The following is a 17,940-nucleotide window of genomic DNA, read 5'->3' as shown; positions in this document are numbered from 1 at the left end:
ACGGGCGGGATAACCCGCAAAGGGGCCGGTCGGGGTTTCTCGTATGTGTCGGCCAACGGTCGCAGAATCACTTCCGATAAACTACTCAAACGCATAGCAGACCTAGCCGTTCCACCGGCATGGCAGCATGTCTGGATTGCCTCGGATCCGCGGGCACATATTCAAGCCACCGGGGTGGACGCCGCCGGGCGCACCCAATACATTTACCATCCCCAGTGGCGCGAACTGCGAGATGACGAGAAATTCATCCGGTCTCTGGCTTTCGCCCAACGGCTCCCCAGCATGCGCAGGATAGTGACACGAGACCTCCAACAACACAGCGATGCCAAGCGGCGGACGCTTGCAGCAGCCGTGCGCCTCATTGACCGTGCTGGATTGAGGGTGGGTGGAGCCGCCTATGCTGAGGAGAACGGTTCCTTCGGCGCCACCACGTTGCAACGGCGCCACGTTCACATCCAAGATAGCGAGATCCGTTTAGTGTTCCGGGGCAAATCAGCGGGCGCGTGGGACGTGCATCTCTCCGATACGTTATTGGGGGACTACTTTTCCTCAGTGCCAGAGAACCCCCGCCAAGGACCAGCGTTGTGCTATATCGTCAAAAATGGGCGTCGGAAAATCTGTCAGTCCGTCTCCGATTCGGACGTCAACTCCTACCTCGGCACAGTAGTAGGTAGTGGCTTTACCGCCAAAGATTTTCGCACCTGGCAAGGAACCACGGTAGCCGCAATTTCTCTGGCTCGCTCCTACCGGCTGGGAGCCTCATCGCCCGATGCCGTTACCGCGGCCATTCAAGATGCCTCCGTGTGGCTGCACAACACCCCCACGATAGCCAAGGATTCATACGTGAATCCTCGGGTGGTGGCCCTTTTCGAACAGGGTAAAGTTGCTGCCCTGAACCGCCAGCGTGACAGTGCTGTACTTGAGTTGCTGACCTCCGGAACCAGAGCCCATAGGAAGTCCGCATCGCAGGGCAGCGTCACCACCTGAAAGGGGAGCAGGCAAGGCAGCGACTCAGTCACGGAAGATAAGGTGGGCCGTTAGAGCAGCCAATCCGGGTCTGACACTGCGGATAGGCAGGGGATGCGAGCATTCCGAATTTTTTTGCTTCGACAAGGGGCGCGTTCCTCCACTGCTGGCTGAACGCACCCCTTGGCCCGACAGTTTTTAGCCGGCGTCGAAGGACTTGCCGCCATCTTCTTGACCTGGCTCAGAGTCTGTTTTTTTGGCGTCGGTTCCCGTGCCATCGGGCAACTCCTCAGGGTTCTTACGCCCCTTAGGCTTTTGCGCTGAGGTTTCTTGCTCCGATTTCGCCGGGGCCTTCGGTTCGTTTGTTTCGTCGTGTGTCTGCATAGCGTTCCTCCTCATTGTTGAATGTATTGCTTGGATCAATTGATGGCCCTGAAGTGGCGGGTCAGTCTCCGGGATCGGCTCCCTGCGCGGCTTGTAACAGCGTTCCGAGCCTGCTCTGGTCTACTTTCTCCAGTAACTCCCGGACGTCGTCAAAGACTTCCACGGCTCCCGCGTTGTACAACTCCGCTGCGCTGGTGCCGCCGCTGCCCACCCCGATCATGGGTATACCCAGGGCTGCCGCGGCTTTGGCATCCCAGACTGCATCACCCACAAAAAGAGCATGGGTGGTGTCCACGCCTACTGATTTCAGAGCGGCGGCAAGGATGTCAGGAGATGGTTTGCCCCGCTCGGCGTCAGAGGAACTAGTGCTTGCAGCAATGGCGTGATCAGCGTCTAGGGCCTTGCGCAGCACGTCCAGTTCAGTCTGCGCGGCGGATGAGGCCAGGACCACCGCCGCTCCTGCCCGGGCACAATGCTCCAGCAGTGCTGCGGCAGACTCGAAAGGAAGCAGGGCCGGCCAATAGGTGGAGAAAATGGTGTCATGCGCGTCGATGAGCTTCTGGGTCTGTTTGGGGCTGGTGCCATTGCCCAGAATGTGCCGGATTAGTTCTTCACCACCCATTCCTATCGCCCTGTGCAGCGTGGCAGCAGGGGCAGTGAAGCTCTGTTGGCGTAAGGCCTGCCACCAGGACAGTGTGTGCAAGTAGTTGGAATCGATCAGGGTGCCGTCCACGTCGAATAGTACGGCATGGGAATATTCACTGGCCATGGGGCTCTCCTTTCATTATTAGATCTATTGTCGGCAGTGACGTGGTCTGCTCTGTTTCCGGCGTACTGGCTCGGCCAAGTTTGTCCAGAAAATCAGCGAAGCCCCCACCGGTTCGGCTGTTGATCCGTCCGGAATTTTTGACGCGGGAAGTGTCGGTGGCGGCCACTATTTATCCCGAGGATCGGGACGCAGCCGCGAAGAACCGGTCTCATGTCCTTGGTCATTTGAGCCGCCCAGAGCGGCAAAAGTATCCGCTCTAAAGCCCCTAAGAGCCCCCTGGATGTAGGGATGATCCTCGTTTCTCTGATGGAGGTTGAGCCGGCGCAGCATCCGCACTGTACCAATAGGGGAGCTGCGCAGTTCAGCAGTGTCCACGACAACGTCAGCACCGCCTGCGGTAAGTTCAAAATTTCTCTGGAGCCAATGCTCCGGGACCTCCGTATCAGCGTCTGTGTTGGCAATCCAGAATTCTCTAGTCGGCCCTTGCCGTATCAACTCTGCTGGGATGCCGGCGTTTCTATAAGCTGCCACCCTCAACGCAGGCACCTGCCCACACCGGCCGCTTCTCAGCACGGAGGATAAGAGGCACATCCGCACCGTTTAGCGGGCCGACCATTTCAGGCAGTGTCGCTGAGCTCACGTAGTAGCCGATCTCGAACAAAACGAACAGGTCGAATTTCCTTTCCGACCAATTCGCGGGAAGAACAGCGAAAAATGCATTGGCGGTTTGCCCATTTTCCGTGTGAACCGTCAGCGTACTTTTCTCAGCGGCCTGCGCCGTCGGCGTCCGCATCCGGTTCAGAGGAAAATGACTCTCTACCCTCGCGGGCGGGTTCCGTATTACTGTCGTTGAGAGGGGCATCCGCTGACGGTAGATCCAAGGACGACTCATCCTCAGGAGCAATGTGCGCTGGGCTGCCCTCTGCTCGGTCCAACTCCTCCCGGTACTGATCGTCAGTGCCCCCAAGTCGCCCAGCACCTGGTTCGCCATCACTTCCAGCCTCTTCATCCTCAAAGAAACTTTTGTCGGGAGCACCCAAGCTCGCATCATCGCTCAGTGCTTCCTCATCAGTTTCTTGGCCTCGAAGTGTGGGGTCAGGTGATCCAGGATTGGTGGCAGCATCATCGGGCATTTCGTCTTCGGGGGTGGGAGAGCCGTACCCTCCTTGAGCCTGATCTGCGGGCTGCTGCCCTTTGAGGGTTTCTTCGCGTTTTTCGTTGTCTTCGATACTCACGATGTTCTCCTTCGTTGACGGATTCACTCATCAGGTCTCGCTGTTCTTACTGTAATCACAAGCCGCCGCTTGCGAAAGCCTGCCACATTGGCAAGAGTGGGTAAGGAACGGGTTACGCCACTGCAAAACAGAGGAGACAACGGAATGAAAATCATTATAAAAATTCTGAGCCTGGGGGCAAGTCTGGCGGCTGGAGCCGCCGCGCGTAAAGCATTGGCTGCAGGCTGGCGAAAAGGTACCGGCCATGAGCCACCCAAGGAGGCCGACGACCTAGGGAATCCATTGCCGGGTGTACTGGTTTTTGCGCTGGCCACAGCAGCTACGGGCGCTGTCATTCACGTCATCACTCAACGACTTGCACGCAAGGCAACACTGAAGCTGGAAAGCAATCCAGCTGAGGTCTAGCTCTCCCACTCATCAAAGTCCCTGCCATGGCAGGCAGGGAGTTCCTGCGGGCACCCGCCCTGACAGCGGGCGGGTGCCCGCAGACAAACAAGGAATTTTAATCGTCCCGGGACCACATCACAAGCGTTGCTCCGAACGAAACACGCCCCTGCCAGAATGAAGGCCACAGCCAACGTGAACCCCGTCCCAGCGAAGTGCGCTGCAGATCAGGGTGCAGCATAGAGGCGGATGGCGAACGCAGTTGAAACGACGGCGCCCGTCGCATGAAAGCCGCTGCAAGGCAGCTCTCAGCCGTTATCTGCCTCTGGTTTCACCTGCTCACCTGCGGGGCTCGCACCACGGCCGCTGTAGTCTCGCACTCTGCGATGCCCCTAGCAATATGCGGCGGGTTCGAAGATAAAGATCCAGCACCGGGATTTTCCATCCAAGGATGCGGACGAAGTTTTGCCTTCGGCAATGAAATTGGTTCGCTACGGTGTGCTCTCGGAGTTTGAGGCTTATATTTCCAGATAATTGGCGGGAGAACTGCCCTACAACATGCGTGGTACGGATATGTTGGTGCTGTATTCGCGCCAGACGTCCATGAGCGCGGTCAAAAGTATTCCTAATGATTTACTTCGTTCAGTGCTTGGCGACGATGCGGTCCTTCAACGGGGGAAGTCCCGGTTACGTGCAGTTAGTAGTGCGGAATGGAGCGTGAGTTTCCGGCTTCGAAAAACCCGAAGCTCACAGACCTCCCAGCCAAGACTGGCCACCATTGAGTCGTGCTGGTGCGTACTCCGTGGCTGGCTGACATCCGGGTGGGTCCGGCTCTGCAGAGAGAACTGCTTCCAAAGATTGGAGGCTCCGGGAGCGGCTTGCTCTGCAGTATAAAACAGCGCCGACTAAATCACCGGGGGTGCTGTGGGGAAAAACGGATCCGGATGACCGGGCGCGCTCGGCTCGGGAACGGGGAGCGGAGGCCCGTTGGGATCATCCGGCTGGGCCGGCTCTGTCGGATCAACAGGCGCTCCGGGGTTTGGGGAAGGATCGACGGGAAACGGTTCCGGAGCCTGCGGCTTCGGTTCAACGGGCTGGTGCTCGTTCATGTGTGGCGCCTCTTCTCAGTGGCTGCTATTCGTGGGGAGACAGGTTGTCCCGACGCGAGTGCCGCACTTGTTGCCACAAGTGCGAACGTCATCTCATGCTACCGAGGTTGCCGCGGAGCGTCCACGTCCTCGAGGCAGCAATGGCCCGAGCACATCCTGTGGACGGCAAGCAGCGACGGGTCTGGGAATCCGAAGAAGACTTCGCCCCCTCGCAGCGACTCCTTGGTGAGGATCCTGCAAGGCCGAGGCGGCGGGCTCAAGGACTTAGGTGCCCGGCCAAGAAGGCTTGAAAAGCACAAAGCTTTACACTCCAATTGGTGTGCGGCAACTTAAAAAGACGTAGATATTTACCGCATGTCTCGTTAGAGTCGAAGTGGCGGATGAAACAGCCATCAGCCAACGAAGCAGCGACCCGCTCAGTGCTGCAGGAGAAGTCGCATGACCGGATTTTCTGCAATTTTTGCTAAAGCGAAAGGCAGGAGGACCATCCAAGTCACACTTCACCACTCCCGGAAGGATCTTCAGCGGCATGAACGGTTTCCCTATGCTTGCGACAGATCACCTTGGGGACGCTAAGGAAAAAACGGGCATGCGCAATGGACTCCGTGATCCCTTCCATGCCCCCGGAGACGTACCTGAGGATATACAATCCAAAATACTGTTTGGGCCTTAGCCCCGAAGCGGCTGAATGCGAGCCTGGAAGAAGCGCAACCGAATCGCGAAAGGACAGAGATCATGCCTGAGAAGCAGAATCCCAGCCTGAAGGATCCAGAGATGTACGAGGCTTTGCGCGATGATGGAGCCTCGGAGCAAAAAGCAGCCAGAATCTCCAATGCTGCGGCCAAGAAGGGACGATCTGCGGTGGGGCGCAAGGGCGGCAAGTCCAAAGACTATGAGGACTGGACTGTGCCCGAGCTCAAAGACAAGGCCAAAGAAATTGGACTGGGCGGATATTCCAAAAAACGTAAGTCGGAACTCATTGAAGCATTGCGTAATTCCTAGTTTCTGACAGTGGCCCAATACCCACCAGTGTCGGTGGAAGTGGAGTCCAGATCTTGACATCCGGGAGGCTGTCAATCGCCAATTCAATACTTAGGAGAAGAACGTGACTGAGAGCACCAACGAACCTGTGGAGATTTCCACCCGCATGCGTCCCGGGGAGTGGACGCCGGAATCCTTGGAGCAATTGGTGGGGTCGTACCAGGAGAAAATCAGGGACATGGGCGCCCCCATGGAGGAAATTGTGACTAACGTCAAAACTCCCGAAGACGGATCAGCCCACGTGCATGTGAGTTGGCGCCATGCGGGTCTGCATACATTCGCAGATCTGGGCCAGAGCCCCGTCGAGGAGTCGGAGTTATCGCGTGGCCACGGTGAATCTATTCCTGTTGGCGAGCCTACTGAAGATTCCAAGGGCCTCGGTGCTGTGTTCGGTGACGCTGAACGGTCAGCCATTGACGAGCCACCGACCGCACGGTCCCTAAGGGCCAAGGAAAATCAGCCCACAAATGAGTACCGCGTCTTCACTGACGACGACGGGAAAACCATTGTCGAGGATGCCGGTCCCGCGAAGGAATAGATTCTCGGCATGTAAAAGAGAAAATCACAACAGGAGGAATGATGGGTATTGCAGATAAGTTCGACGCAGCCAAAGACAAAGCCACCGGAAAGATCAAAGAAACTGTAGGCAAGGCCACGGATGACAAGTCGCAGGTGGTCGAAGGCAAGTTGGAGCAGGCCAAAGGTACGGCCAAGGACAAGCTGGCAGACGCCAAGGCTCACCTCAAGGAGGACTCTAACGACGTTCACACTGATGACACCGAGGGCGGAGCATCCACCACTGGCGGTGCGTGACGGAAGCGCCACCACCAAGGGGGCAGCTGGTTGGCAGATTTGCTGTCCCCGCGGTGGGTTTTTCGCAGCAGGCTTTTCCGCAACAGTGTTTGATTCGTGGTTACCGTCATCCTGACAACACTGCCGATGCCTCCTGCGTAGGGGCGCTTAGCTTCCAATTTCATTTGTCAGTGCCGCCGCGGCGACCGGACATGGTTTGGGGAGCTCCGAGGATTCCTCACGTCGGGCCAGAGCCTTGCGTATGGTCTAGCTCCCAATGCACGTCCTTGGCTGTTTTGTCGGGACGCCACCCACGCCAGGTTGCGTGACGCAGTTTGCCGTCAGCGGTGAGCTCGGCGTATTTGACCTCTCCGACCATTTTAGGTGTTGTCCACACGACGTCGCGCCTGTCCGTGGCGGCGATGTTCTTGACAGGTGGAGTCTTGCGTTCACGGGTTTTCAGCAGAGCTGCAGCCTCCTGCAGTTCATGTTCGGAGAAACCGGTGCCCACCCTTCCCACGTAGCGCAGCCCGCTCTCGTCATGCACGGCAAGTAGTAGTGAGCCGAGGGTTTTGCTGCGGGAGCCGGTACCCTTACGCCAGCCAATGACGATGACTTCCTGATGTTTTTCGTCTTTGATCTTTAGCCAGTCCCGGCTGCGCTTACCCGGTAGATAGCGGCTGTCCATTTTCTTGGCGACCACACCCTCTAACTGGAGTTCACGGCTTGTAATCAGTGCTTCTTCAAGAGTTCCCGTGAGGGCAGGCGGCACGTGGATGTGTCGACCTTGGGCAACTGCTGCAAGGAGTGACTCGCGCCGTTGTGAATACCGCTTGTGCTGCAGTGGTTGCACGACGCTCCCAGCACTTGTTTGCAGCGCATCAAAAAGCATCAGCTGGACGGGAACCGTTTTCATGGCCTTCGCAATATCCCGAGGGTTACTCAGCTTCATGCGTCTCTGCAGTAATCCGAAATTGGGCCGACCGGACTTGTCCAAGGCGACAATTTCGCCGTCGAGCACGGACCCGTCAGCGGCCAAAGATGCAAGCTCCTGGAGTTCCGGGTATTGCTGAGTGACATCCCGGCCACTTCTGCTGGCGATACGCACTGTCCCACCAGCCACACCGGCCATGGCACGCATGCCATCCCATTTCATCTCGAATGACCATGATGTGGTGAAATCCACGCCGTCTGCTGTGGCCGCCGTCGCCAGCATGGGAGCGGGGAGATCCAAGGCTTCCCCTGTCCAAATTTTCGCCCGCCGCGTCTGCGTGACTAGCCTGTTACCCGCACTATCGGCACCGGGTGCGAGGTCGAACTCACCCGCTTTTTCCTGTGTCTGACGACCGGTATCGGGCTGGTCTTTCATGAGGTGGATCAGCCAATTCTTTGCCCCTCCCATGCCGGGGGTGTTGATGAGGGCGTAGCGGCGCGGGACTCCGCCCAAGCCGCCGTCGGGCCTGCCGTGGAGCAATGCAATGACTTCCTTTCCCTCTCGCCATTTCTCCAGCACGCATGTTCCTGCGTCCCAAATGGTGACAGTACCTGCTCCGTACTCGCCTTGAGGAATGGTGCCTTCGAAGGAACCATAGCCTAAGGGGTGGTCCTCCGTCATGACGGCCAGCCGGTTTTCAGCCTGTTCTAGGGGCGGGCCTTTGGGGACGGCCCAGGACACCAGGACGCCGGAATGTTCGAGTCGGAAATCCCAATGCAGTCGCGACGCGTGATGTTCCTGAATGACAAACGTGGGTTCGGAGGAAGCGGTGTCTTTCGCAGGCTCAAGGGGGACCGGCTCGGGGGTTTTGCCAGCGTCGCGTATGGACCGGTATTTATGAAGCCGGTCCGCTGCCTCTGGCCGTTCCTCGACGGGTTGCTGCAAGCCTAAATTACTGATGGGGTCGATTTCTTGTTTGACCCTCGCTACCACTTCATGGAGTTCGAGCTGGCGCAGTTCGGGGTCCGCAATCTCATCCCACAATCGTGGGGCGGCAACGGTGGGCCTAGTCCTTCCGCGGAGTGAGTACGGGCAGATAGTGGTCTTGGCTTCGCTATTTTGACTCCAGTCAATCAGAACCTTGCCGTTCCGCAATGACTTTTTCATGTCTGAGACGATCAGGTCCGGATGGTCCGATTCCAAAGACCTGGCAAGTTCATGGGCGACCTTTTCAATGTCTGTGGAATCGTAACTGCCGTCCAGAGGCGCATAAAGATGGATGCCCTTGGACCCGCTTGTGACCGGATAGGCCTCCAAGCCCATGGCAGTGAGCAGTTCACGGCACAGCTGCGCAGCCTCGGCACACTCCCTGAGGGCGGCACCATCCCCTGGATCCAAGTCCAGAACCAGCCGGTCGGGCCTTGCTGGCTTCCCGTCTAGACCAAACCTCCACTGTGGAACATGGATTTCCAGTGCGGCCACTTGGCCAAACCATGCCAAAACGGCAGGCTCGTTGACGAGGGGATAAGTATTGACATGGTCCTTGTGCATCAGGATTTGCCGCGGAACCCAGTCTGGCGCTGAGTTCTCAAGGTCTTTTCGAAAAAAGACTTTTCCAGGCTTCTCGGCCGTGCCCACTCCGTCCACCCAGCGTTTTCGTGTAGCGGGGCGCCTCGCCGCCTGTGGAATCAGGACATGGGCCACCTAGGCGTAGTAACCCAGCACATCAGCCTTGGTGGTGCCGGAATCAGGGTAAAACACCTTGTCCAAATTGCTGAGCTTTAAACGGTGGCCATCAACATTCACGAGTTGATCTGCTGAACGGGACACGTTAGGCCTCCTCGGTGGACATAGTTCATTGTTACCGTGTGGTGAGTTCTTTGCCACCCCTGCCCGTGATCGCACCCCGGGCAACCGCCGTTTCATGCCACCGGCTATCCTCTGGAAAAGACCCAACGATGGTGCTTAGCTGGATCCATGAGATCAATATGGACTGGTTCGATTGCTTTTGGATTAGTCAATGTGCCCGTCAAAGCGTATGGGGCCACCCAAGATCATGATGTGGATTTGCACCAAGTTCACGATGCCGACGGCGGCCGCATCCGCTACCAGCGACGTTGCGAGGTCTGTGGAAAGAAAATCGATTACGGGCATATCGAAAAGGCCTTTGACGACGGAGACCGGACAGTCGTGCTTAGTGAGGAAGACATTGAGTCCCTACCAGCGGAAAAGAGCCGCGAAATTGAAGTGGTGCAGTTCGTGCCCAACAACCAAATCGATCCCATCATGCTCGAACGCAGCTACTACCTGGAACCCGACTCTAAATCTCCCAAGGCCTATCGACTGCTGGTAAAGACCCTGGAAAATACGGAACTGACGGCAGTGGTCAAATTTGCCCTGCGGCAGAAAACTCGGTTGGGAGCACTGCGGGTCAGCGGCAAGGTTCTGGTTCTACAGGGGATCCTCTGGGCTGACGAGGTGCGCGACCCCAGTTTTCTGGACTCCTCGGGAACAGCCAAAATCAGTGCACAGGAACTGAAGATGTCTTCGGCTTTGGTTGCTCAGTTCCGCGGAGACTTTAATCCAAGTGATTTTGCGGATGACTATCAACTAGAGTTGCGAAGCCTGATTGACGAGAAAATCAAGCACGGCGATTCCCTAGACACTGCAGCGACTTTTGGAGATGAAGAGGAAGCAGAAAAATGCAAGCCAAAAACGTGACCAACTTTTCGTTCAAAAACGTGAGTAAAACGTGACTTGGGCCGTTTTTGCCCTTAAATGGCTCTGACCTGCGGAACATAACCGCAGGTCAGAGCCACATTTTGGTGCCCCGGGCGGGAATTGAACCCACGACCAAGAGATTAGAAGGCTCCTGCTCTATCCGCTGAGCTACCGAGGCGTTGGCCCAACCAAGGGCCGCATCTAAATTATCAGGTTAATTCACCAATCTCTTCCCCCACAGGCAGGGCAGCCACTGTTTAGGCCCACATTTGGGGTTTTTCCACTGGTGGGCAGGCTATGAACGGCGTTGGCTGGATCCCAAGCAACCATTGCCGCAGCTGCGGCTTATCGAAAGGTAGTGAAATGGCCAACTACATCAGCCTTCGGGGATTTGTCAGCTCGGACATCACAATGAGTACTACGGAGACCGGTCTGGTGATCGGGAAATTCCGCATGGGTTCCAACACGCGCCAGCGGGATCCTGTCACAAACCAGTGGGTTGACGGTAAGACCAACTGGTTTCAGGTCACAGCTTTCAGGACCTTGGCTACCAACGCCATGATCAGCATTCACAAGGGGAACCGGATCGTGGTCATGGGCAAGCTCAACGTGACTTCCTACCTGCGTAAGGACGGCACACCAGGCAACGGCGTTGAAATCGAAGCTGACAGTATTGGCCTCGACCTCAATTTTGGAACCGTCACCTATCACCGCATGCGTTCTGCCAAGCAAAGCTACGACGCAACAAGCGGCAACCCCGCGGGTGGATCTCTGCAACCGAATTTCGAGGAGGGCGAATTCCCGCCTGACGAGCCAGCCGATACTGTCAACCACGTTGACGGTGACGACGAGGATGCCGGCCAAGGAGATTCTGATGATGACGATCTGAAAGCCGCGGAAGGTCTCCAGTCCGGCGAGCACGCTGATGAGCAAACTGGCGAGATTCTCGTGAGCTCAGCGCCCTTCTAGTGCGGGGGGCCAAAGTATCAGGTGCACATGGCACAATGGCGGGGTGACTTTGGAAAAGATGACATATTGCCACCAGCCCGCACAACGCAGCAGGGGCGTCCGGGCTGTAGGTTTAACGGTTCTGCTGGCTGCCACCGCGGCTCTGGGCGGTTGTTCACTCTTGCCTGGTGGAACGCCCACCCCGGAAGCGGCCCCACCAGTCAGCACGGCCCCGGTCAAGGGCGATGCCCCGACTCCCAGTGAGAAGCCGGAAACCGTGTCTGCGGCAGAAGAGATGTCGGGCAAACTGAAGGCGTCGCTTAGCGCTTTAGCGTCCACTACCAAGGCACCCAATCGCGAGCAAATGATGGCCGCGATGCTTGAAGCGGGCGCCGTCAAGGAAAGCGTCGAGTTGTCCATTGACATCACGCCCACTGGTCTGGCCGTTGATGCCATCGAATCGGCCACACTCGTGGGAGCAGAGTGCGTCATTGGGCAGGTTCGGGACGGAAATGTTGCCGTCACCATCCTGCCCGTCCTAGGTTCAGGGCGCTGCTTTGTGGGAGACACGCACTAACTTCGTCTCCTTCGAAGCAGCCACATTCTGCCGTGTTGCTCACTTAGGCCGTAGCGAATGTGAGTTATGAGCCTGCACCCACTAACCTTGTGGGTATGGCGGAATTTATTTATACGATGTCCAATGCCCGCAAGGCTGTTGGCGAAAAACTCATTCTTGACAACGTAAGTATGTCTTTCTACCCCGGCGCCAAAATTGGTGTTGTGGGTCCCAACGGTGCCGGTAAATCAACCATTCTGAAAATTATGGCTGGCTTGGACACTCCTTCCAACGGTGAGGCTCGTCTGAGCCCGGGCTACACTGTGGGCATTTTGCTCCAGGAGCCGCCGCTGAACGAGGAAAAAACCGTTCTGGGCAACGTGCAAGAAGGCGTTGGTGAGATCTACTCCAAGATTCAGCGCTACAACGAGATCTCTGAGGAAATGGCCAGCCCCGATGCTGACTTTGACACCCTCCTTGAAGAGATGGGCAAACTGCAGGAAGCCATTGACGCTGCCGACGCATGGGACATTGACTCCCAGCTCGAACAGGCCATGGATGCACTCCAGTGCCCGCCGGGAGACGCCGATGTCACGTTGCTCTCCGGTGGTGAGCGCCGTCGCGTAGCTTTGTGCAAGCTCCTGCTGCAGAAGCCGGACCTGCTGCTCCTTGATGAGCCCACTAACCACTTGGACGCCGAGTCCGTGAACTGGTTGGAACAGCACCTCAAGAGCTACGCCGGCGCCGTTCTCGCCGTGACCCACGATAGGTACTTCCTGGACCACGTGGCCGAATGGATCGCAGAAGTTGACCGCGGTCACCTGTACCCCTACGAAGGCAACTACTCCACGTACCTGGAGAAGAAGCGCGCCCGCCTTGAAGTTCAGGGCAAGAAGGACGCCAAGCAGGCCAAGCGCCTCACCGAAGAACTCGAGTGGGTACGCTCCAACGCCAAGGGCCGCCAGACCAAGTCCAAGGCTCGTCTGGCTCGCTACGAGGAAATGGCTGCCGAGGCAGACCGCACCCGCAAGCTCGACTTCGAAGAAATCCAGATTCCGCCGGGCCCGCGCCTGGGTGGCATCGTGCTCGAGGCCGAAAACCTCAAGAAGGGCTACGGTGACCGCATCCTGATCGACGGACTGAGCTTCACCCTGCCACGCAACGGCATTGTTGGTGTCATCGGCCCGAACGGTGTTGGTAAGTCCACGCTGTTCAAGACCATTGTTGGTCTGGAAGAGCTCGACGGCGGCAACCTCAAGGTTGGCGACTCAGTCAAGATCTCCTACGCGGACCAGAGTCGTGGCGGAATCGATCCAGACAAGACCCTGTGGGAAGTTGTTTCCGACGGCTTGGACTTCATCCAGGTTGGACAGGTAGAAATGCCGTCCCGCGCTTATGTTGCCGCTTTCGGCTTCAAGGGTCCGGATCAGCAGAAGAAGGCGGGTGTGCTCTCCGGTGGTGAGCGCAACCGCTTGAACCTTGCGTTGACCCTCAAGCAGGGTGGAAATCTGTTGCTGTTGGATGAGCCCACTAACGACCTTGACGTGGAAACCCTCAGCAGCCTGGAAAACGCGCTGCTGGAATTCCCCGGCTGCGCCGTCGTGGTATCGCACGATCGCTGGTTCCTGGACCGAATTGCTACCCACATCCTCGCTTACGAAGGCACCAACGAGAACCCGGCCAACTGGCACTGGTTCGAGGGTAACTTCGACTCCTACGAGGAGAACAAGGTTGAGCGCTTGGGCGCCGATGCGGCACGTCCGCACCGCGTCACCCACCGCCGCCTAACCCGCGACTAATACGCAGGGCCCATAAAGAAATGGCCGGTCCCCACAAGGAGACCGGCCATTTCTATGCCCAAAAACTATTAGTCGTGAGGAGTGCCCTCAGGAATACGGATCATGCCTTCTTGAGCAACCGAGGCGACCAGCACGCCGTCGCGCGTGTAAAAACGGCCCATATTCAGCCCGCGAGCCTCCGAGGCACTGGGGGATTCGGCCACATACAGCAGCCATTCGTCCACCTGCACCGGGCGGTGCCACCACATGGCGTGGTCCAGGCTGGCAACGCTGATGCCCGGCGTGGCCCAGTTGATCCCATGGCGGCGCAGCGACGGTTCCAGCAACGTGTAGTCACTGGCATAGGCCAAGGCGGCACGGTGCAGGTTCTGGTCCTCGGGCATGGGTCCAAGCGTTTTTAGCCACACGGCTGTGTGGGCAGTGTGTTCGCCCTTGACGTCGAAGTAGATGTTGTGGCCAACGTGGCGGATGTCGAAGGGGCGCTCATAGGCCCAAGCGTGAGCCACCGGGTGGTTGATTCCGCCCAACAGTTGGGCCGAGGTGGGAAGAGTCTCAGGTGCTGGAATACCCTCTGGCATCGTTTCTTGATGCTCAATTCCATGATCGGGGTGCTGGAAGGAGGCGATCATGGACAAGATCGGCACACCGCTCTGGTAAGCATGCGTGCGGCGGGCCGCGAAAGAGCGACCGTCGCGCAGGCGCTGCACACCGAACGTCAACGCTGATGCGGCATCACCTGGGCGCAGGAAGTAGCCGTGCATCGAGTGGACCAGTTGGTCCTCATTCACGGTGCGAGCCGCTGCCACGATGGATTGCGCCAAGACCTGGCCGCCAAAAAGTCTGGGTCGGGGTGCATTGGCATCGCCGAGTCCTACGAAAACGTCCTCATCGGTCTGAGCCCCGCTGGCGTCGGAAAGATCCAACATGCGTAGGAGTGTTTCCATGTTCTCTGTTGCTGATGGTGTCACATTCATAAACGTGACTCTATGTGTCAGGGGGATGCTGCGACAAATGGACAATCCTGCATAAAACCCGTCAACTGGGCCTGGCTTTGCTGTGAGGTGAGGAACATCAATTGGTGGCGCCCCGGCGGCTTTGACATGATGAAGGCATGGCACCCGGTCTCCAGCTCTCACAGCAAATCCGCTTCGGCGACATTGATTCCTACAACCACGTCAATAATGTGGTGTATTTGCAATATCTCGAGGACGCCCGAGTCCACTTGACGTATGCCGAACTGCCCGGTGGCGGCACCTTTCAGGACCTGATCGGCACCGAGCTGTTCATCCTCGTGGGCCGCAACGAGATCGAATACCTTGCCCCCATCAGCTTCCGCACCGAGCCCGTTTACGTGAACATCTGGGTCACCAACGTCGGCGGCTCCAGCTTCGATTTCGGTTACACCGTCTCCGAGGCCGACACCTCCATCGTCTACGCCCAAGCAGCAACATCAATGGTGTTGGTCTCGCGCGACACTGGCCGCCCCATCCGGCTCACGGATCAACAGCGCAGCTCCTTGGAAGCATGGCGCGGGGATCCCGTGCCGTTCAAGCGCAGCCCCGCCCGCCCCGTGACAAAAACCGTAGAAGGAAACCGCTGATGTCCACCACCACGCACACTGAAGAATTTGATCTTGCCGACGCCGGGACGGTCGCGGATCTGCGCACCTTTGTGACGCGTGCCCGCAACGCGGACGACGGCGCCATCCGCCTTCAGGGGGCCGGTCACGTTCTCGCGGCGTATGTCTGCGTCATGCGCGGGAAGCTTTTGGGGGAGGGGACCCCCACCATACTGGGGCTGCGCACCATGGCTCTGGGAACGCCGTCGGACATTGATGTGACAGTGTCACTGTCCTCGGTGGCTGACCGGTTGGCACGCATGGACGAAGGAGACGCGAAACTTCCCGTTCCGCCCATGACGGTGCAGGAATCCTGGACGGGCATCAGCGCCCCGCGCAGCGCGTGGGAGGAGATCGGCACCATTTCTGCCGACGAACTCATCGCCGTGGCGAAGTCTGGTGTTCAGGAAATTGGGCAGATTATCCCCGTCAATCCCGGAGCCCTGCTGGTGAACAACGTCCGGTCCTCCGTCTGGGGACGTCCCATGGACGGTGTTCCTGGCGAGATTCCCGGCGGTGCGGCCTTCGCAGCTTACGCACTGGGTTTCGTAGCCCCGGGCCAAACCGGCACCATCTACAGCTCGCACCGGTGGCTGCGGATCAGCACCAACCGCGGCCACATCTTGGTCAAGCCAGCGTCGCTGCTGTAGGTACCCCTGCTGGCGACAGCGGCTGTTCTTGACAGGCTAGTAGCTACAGCGCCTGCGACGGATCTGAGGGTGCGTTGACCAGCGAATGCGCCGCGCGTTCCATGTAATCCCACAAGGTGGCCTCATGCATGGGCGACAGTTCACCGGCGTCGACTCCCTTGCGCATGGCGGCGAGCCAGCGGTCGCGCGCCTCAGGGGTGACGGCGAACGGCACGTGGCGCATGCGCAGGCGCGGGTGGCCGCGTTCCTCCAAATACGTGCGCGGTCCGCCCCAGTACTGCTCGATGAACATCAGCATGCGGTGCTCGGCCGGGCCCAGATCTTCCTCGTGGTACATGGCGCGCAGCAATGGATCGGCGGCGATGCCCTGGTAGAAGACGTGAATGATCTTCTTGAACGTCTCGTGCCCGCCCACCTGCCCGTAAAACGTGTCCGAATAGTCCACCGGCTCAGCAGCCGGCTCATCCGCTGCGGGGCCTGAAGTGGACGGCAGCGGGCGCCCCACGGTGGTGGGAATGGGCAGCAGGGTGGCCAGCGGCTCGCCAAAGCGCGACGGGATGGGCGTGCCCTCCGGGGCGCTCTTTTCGGCAGCGTCGTTGGCGGCCGGTCCCTTGGCGAAGGGCGAGGTGGGGTTGTACTCGGAACTCATGGTCGCTTCAGTTCTTTCTGGGTGCTCATTCGGTGGACTCGTTGGCAGTACTTGCCGCGGGGGCGTTGCTGGGGCCGCTGGGGTTATTAGCGGTCGACGCCGGAGACGCCCCTTGCGCGGATGGCGCACCTGCCGCGGTGGTCGGGGACGCGCCGTCGGAAGTGTCAGTGTCGATGCCAGGTGTGGGGGAGATGTAGCTACCCTTGGAACGGTTGCCCAGGCGCAAGATCTCGCCGTTGCGCAGGTACCAGAGCGTGCCATCTTCGCCCAGGACCCTGGTGATGCGCAAACTCACGTACTCGACCGTGCCGATGACCTCACTGGTCTGGATGACGTCACCGATACCGTATTGGTCTTCAATGGCGATGAAGATCCCGGCGAGGAAGTCACGGATGAGCTGCTGGCAGCCGAAACCAATCGCAATGCCCACCACACCCACGCTGGCCAGCAGGGGCGCAATGTCGATCTCGAAGGCGATTAGCACGTAGAAGCTGGTCACCACGGCAACCACAATGGTCAGGACCGAGTTCAAGAGGGTGCCGATGGTGCGCGCCCGCTGCACGCGTCGCTCATTTTCCAATGCGCGCACTACGGGGTCTATATTGCGCAGCATGGGAGCCGCCCAGCGCAAGGTTCGGTGTTCCAACGGGGCGCGGTCCATCCTGGCGCGTTTGACTACTATCCGGATCAAATAGTGCAACACCAGCCACACCACCAGGCCAATGGCGATGGTGATGCCGGCCAACACGAGGTGGTTGAGGAAGGTGCTATTGGGTTCACCCAAGAAGTTTGTCGCTTGCACTCGTGATCTACCTTGTGTCCGTTCAGGGTTGGAAGTGGGGCCTGTTATCAACCCTAACGCGGACACGGCATGATTTTAGTCCTGGGTGGTTTAGTCGAAGGTGGGTGTTAGTAGCCCAGGTTCGTGATGCACAGGAAAGTTCAGGCTGCGGGCGATGAAGCACTGGGAGGCAGCTTCGGCATGTAGGGAGAGGGCGAGCTCTTCGGTGGCGGGATCGGTTACGTAGATATTGGGGTGCAGCGTGGCTGATTCAAATTGTCCGCTGCCATCGGGGTTCAGGATCAAGGTGCCGGTGGCGGTGTCTTCATACTTGGTGACCACCACGCCATGTTTCACGGCCACGTGCAGATAAGAGAGCATGTGGCACTGCGCCAGAGCTGTCAGCAGCAGCAACTCTGGATTCCACCGGTCCCGGTCTCCGTGAAAGGTCTTATCTGCCGAGCCCAGCAGCACGGGCATGCCAACGGCCGTGACACTGTGGTCGCGGCCGTAAGCCTTGTAAGCGGATGTCCCGGATCCCCGGTTACCGGTCCAATTGACGTTGATCTCGTAGTGATGCTGATTCAGTGCCATGAGGCTAAGC

The 17,940-nt window shown here is 58.4% G+C and carries 17 protein-coding genes, 1 tRNA gene and 2 pseudogenes; 11 read left to right on the top strand and 9 right to left on the bottom strand.

The features are described from left to right. Nucleotides 1-45 precede the first annotated feature (45 nt). Complete coding sequence (locus AB0P14_RS08055; RefSeq protein WP_363840143.1) at nt 46-987, top strand: DNA topoisomerase IB; 942 nt, start codon at nt 46-48, stop codon at nt 985-987. Between the two features lie 177 nt (nt 988-1,164). On the opposite strand, the gene AB0P14_RS08050 is transcribed toward AB0P14_RS08055, so the two are convergent. The 3 genes from AB0P14_RS08050 to AB0P14_RS08040 form a co-directional block, all read right to left on the bottom strand. Then, entirely contained in the window at nt 1,165-1,350 is a 186-nt protein-coding gene (locus AB0P14_RS08050; RefSeq protein WP_218712512.1) for a hypothetical protein, read from the bottom strand. Nucleotides 1,351-1,411: 61 nt separating this feature from the next. Next, nucleotides 1,412-2,119, bottom strand: a complete 708-nt coding sequence (locus AB0P14_RS08045; RefSeq protein ID WP_218712511.1) for an HAD family hydrolase — start codon at nt 2,117-2,119, stop codon at nt 1,412-1,414. 764 nt (nt 2,120-2,883) lie between these two features. Then, complete coding sequence (locus AB0P14_RS08040; RefSeq protein WP_218712510.1) at nt 2,884-3,354, bottom strand: hypothetical protein; 471 nt, start codon at nt 3,352-3,354, stop codon at nt 2,884-2,886. Between the two features lie 96 nt (nt 3,355-3,450). Here AB0P14_RS08040 and AB0P14_RS08035 point away from each other — a divergent pair, with 96 nt between their 5' ends. From AB0P14_RS08035 to AB0P14_RS08020, 4 genes are all read left to right on the top strand, one after another. Further along, nucleotides 3,451-3,759 (top strand): DUF4235 domain-containing protein, encoded by a 309-nt coding sequence (locus AB0P14_RS08035; RefSeq protein ID WP_363840138.1) that lies wholly within the window; start codon nt 3,451-3,453, stop codon nt 3,757-3,759. Nucleotides 3,760-5,582: 1,823 nt separating this feature from the next. After that, on the top strand, nt 5,583-5,849 hold the full coding sequence (locus tag AB0P14_RS08030; RefSeq protein WP_218712507.1) for a Rho termination factor N-terminal domain-containing protein: 267 nt from the start codon (nt 5,583-5,585) through the stop codon (nt 5,847-5,849). Between the two features lie 103 nt (nt 5,850-5,952). Continuing rightward, complete coding sequence (locus AB0P14_RS08025; protein WP_218712552.1) at nt 5,953-6,426, top strand: hypothetical protein; 474 nt, start codon at nt 5,953-5,955, stop codon at nt 6,424-6,426. A gap of 41 nt (nt 6,427-6,467) precedes the next feature. Next, nucleotides 6,468-6,701, top strand: a complete 234-nt coding sequence (locus AB0P14_RS08020; protein ID WP_218712547.1) for a CsbD family protein — start codon at nt 6,468-6,470, stop codon at nt 6,699-6,701. 217 nt (nt 6,702-6,918) lie between these two features. On the opposite strand, the pseudogene AB0P14_RS08015 reads toward AB0P14_RS08020, so the two are convergent. Beyond that, nucleotides 6,919-9,420: pseudogene (locus AB0P14_RS08015) on the bottom strand (ATP-dependent DNA ligase). Nucleotides 9,421-9,591: 171 nt separating this feature from the next. Between AB0P14_RS08015 and AB0P14_RS08010 the strand changes: the two are divergent. Beyond that, nucleotides 9,592-10,314, top strand: a pseudogene (locus tag AB0P14_RS08010) (Ku protein); the annotation flags it as partial. A 123-nt stretch (nt 10,315-10,437) separates the two neighbouring features. Here AB0P14_RS08010 and AB0P14_RS08005 read toward each other — a convergent pair. Beyond that, nucleotides 10,438-10,513: transfer RNA gene (locus AB0P14_RS08005), tRNA-Arg, on the bottom strand. Between the two features lie 185 nt (nt 10,514-10,698). Here AB0P14_RS08005 and AB0P14_RS08000 point away from each other — a divergent pair. The 3 genes from AB0P14_RS08000 (at nt 10,699) to ettA (ending at nt 13,638) form a co-directional block, all read left to right on the top strand. Continuing rightward, nucleotides 10,699-11,304, top strand: a complete 606-nt coding sequence (locus tag AB0P14_RS08000) for a single-stranded DNA-binding protein (protein ID WP_363840133.1) — start codon at nt 10,699-10,701, stop codon at nt 11,302-11,304. Between the two features lie 43 nt (nt 11,305-11,347). After that, nucleotides 11,348-11,860, top strand: a complete 513-nt coding sequence (locus AB0P14_RS07995) for a hypothetical protein (protein WP_363840130.1) — start codon at nt 11,348-11,350, stop codon at nt 11,858-11,860. Between the two features lie 95 nt (nt 11,861-11,955). Further along, nucleotides 11,956-13,638, top strand: a complete 1,683-nt coding sequence (gene ettA, locus AB0P14_RS07990; RefSeq protein WP_363840127.1) for an energy-dependent translational throttle protein EttA — start codon at nt 11,956-11,958, stop codon at nt 13,636-13,638. A gap of 68 nt (nt 13,639-13,706) precedes the next feature. On the opposite strand, the gene AB0P14_RS07985 is transcribed toward ettA, so the two are convergent. Further along, nucleotides 13,707-14,612, bottom strand: a complete 906-nt coding sequence (locus AB0P14_RS07985; protein WP_363840124.1) for an acyl-CoA thioesterase II — start codon at nt 14,610-14,612, stop codon at nt 13,707-13,709. Nucleotides 14,613-14,749: 137 nt separating this feature from the next. On the opposite strand from AB0P14_RS07985, the gene AB0P14_RS07980 reads away from it, so the two are divergent. After that, nucleotides 14,750-15,238, top strand: coding sequence for a thioesterase family protein (locus AB0P14_RS07980; protein WP_363840122.1), 489 nt, complete (start codon nt 14,750-14,752; stop codon nt 15,236-15,238). Continuing rightward, the gene (locus tag AB0P14_RS07975) at nt 15,238-15,906 is read left to right on the top strand and encodes a hypothetical protein (protein WP_363840119.1); all 669 of its coding nucleotides are present in this window, start codon (nt 15,238-15,240) and stop codon (nt 15,904-15,906) included. Before AB0P14_RS07980 ends, AB0P14_RS07975 begins: the two co-directional genes overlap by 1 nt. Nucleotides 15,907-15,949: 43 nt before the next feature. Here AB0P14_RS07975 and AB0P14_RS07970 read toward each other — a convergent pair whose 3' ends face one another. From AB0P14_RS07970 to AB0P14_RS07960, 3 genes are all read right to left on the bottom strand, one after another. Next, complete coding sequence (locus AB0P14_RS07970) at nt 15,950-16,423, bottom strand: globin (protein WP_363840464.1); 474 nt, start codon at nt 16,421-16,423, stop codon at nt 15,950-15,952. 157 nt (nt 16,424-16,580) lie between these two features. Next, a complete protein-coding gene (locus AB0P14_RS07965) occupies nt 16,581-17,339 on the bottom strand; it encodes a mechanosensitive ion channel domain-containing protein (RefSeq protein ID WP_363840461.1) in 759 nt (252 codons plus the stop codon). 108 nt (nt 17,340-17,447) lie between these two features. Further along, nucleotides 17,448-17,930 carry an OsmC family protein gene (locus tag AB0P14_RS07960; RefSeq protein WP_363840116.1) on the bottom strand — a complete coding sequence of 161 codons (483 nt, stop codon included), beginning with the start codon at nt 17,928-17,930 and terminating at the stop codon, nt 17,448-17,450. Nucleotides 17,931-17,940 lie beyond the last annotated feature (10 nt).

Source organism: Specibacter sp. NPDC078709, assembly GCF_040686795.1.
In the GTDB taxonomy this organism is placed as follows: domain Bacteria; phylum Actinomycetota; class Actinomycetes; order Actinomycetales; family Micrococcaceae; genus Specibacter.
This window is presented reverse-complemented; position numbering and strand designations above follow the sequence as displayed.

Coding starts and splice junctions, on each gene's coding strand:
- AB0P14_RS08050 (WP_218712512.1), bottom strand. CDS start 1,350: ATGCAGACACACGACGAAACAAACGAACCGAAGGCCCCGGCGAAATCG.
- AB0P14_RS08045 (WP_218712511.1), bottom strand. CDS start 2,119: ATGGCCAGTGAATATTCCCATGCCGTACTATTCGACGTGGACGGCACC.
- AB0P14_RS08030 (WP_218712507.1), top strand. CDS start 5,583: ATGCCTGAGAAGCAGAATCCCAGCCTGAAGGATCCAGAGATGTACGAG.
- AB0P14_RS08020 (WP_218712547.1), top strand. CDS start 6,468: ATGGGTATTGCAGATAAGTTCGACGCAGCCAAAGACAAAGCCACCGGA.
- AB0P14_RS08000 (WP_363840133.1), top strand. CDS start 10,699: ATGGCCAACTACATCAGCCTTCGGGGATTTGTCAGCTCGGACATCACA.
- ettA (WP_363840127.1), top strand. CDS start 11,956: ATGGCGGAATTTATTTATACGATGTCCAATGCCCGCAAGGCTGTTGGC.
- AB0P14_RS07985 (WP_363840124.1), bottom strand. CDS start 14,612: ATGAATGTGACACCATCAGCAACAGAGAACATGGAAACACTCCTACGC.
- AB0P14_RS07980 (WP_363840122.1), top strand. CDS start 14,750: ATGGCACCCGGTCTCCAGCTCTCACAGCAAATCCGCTTCGGCGACATT.
- AB0P14_RS07975 (WP_363840119.1), top strand. CDS start 15,238: ATGTCCACCACCACGCACACTGAAGAATTTGATCTTGCCGACGCCGGG.
- AB0P14_RS07960 (WP_363840116.1), bottom strand. CDS start 17,930: ATGGCACTGAATCAGCATCACTACGAGATCAACGTCAATTGGACCGGT.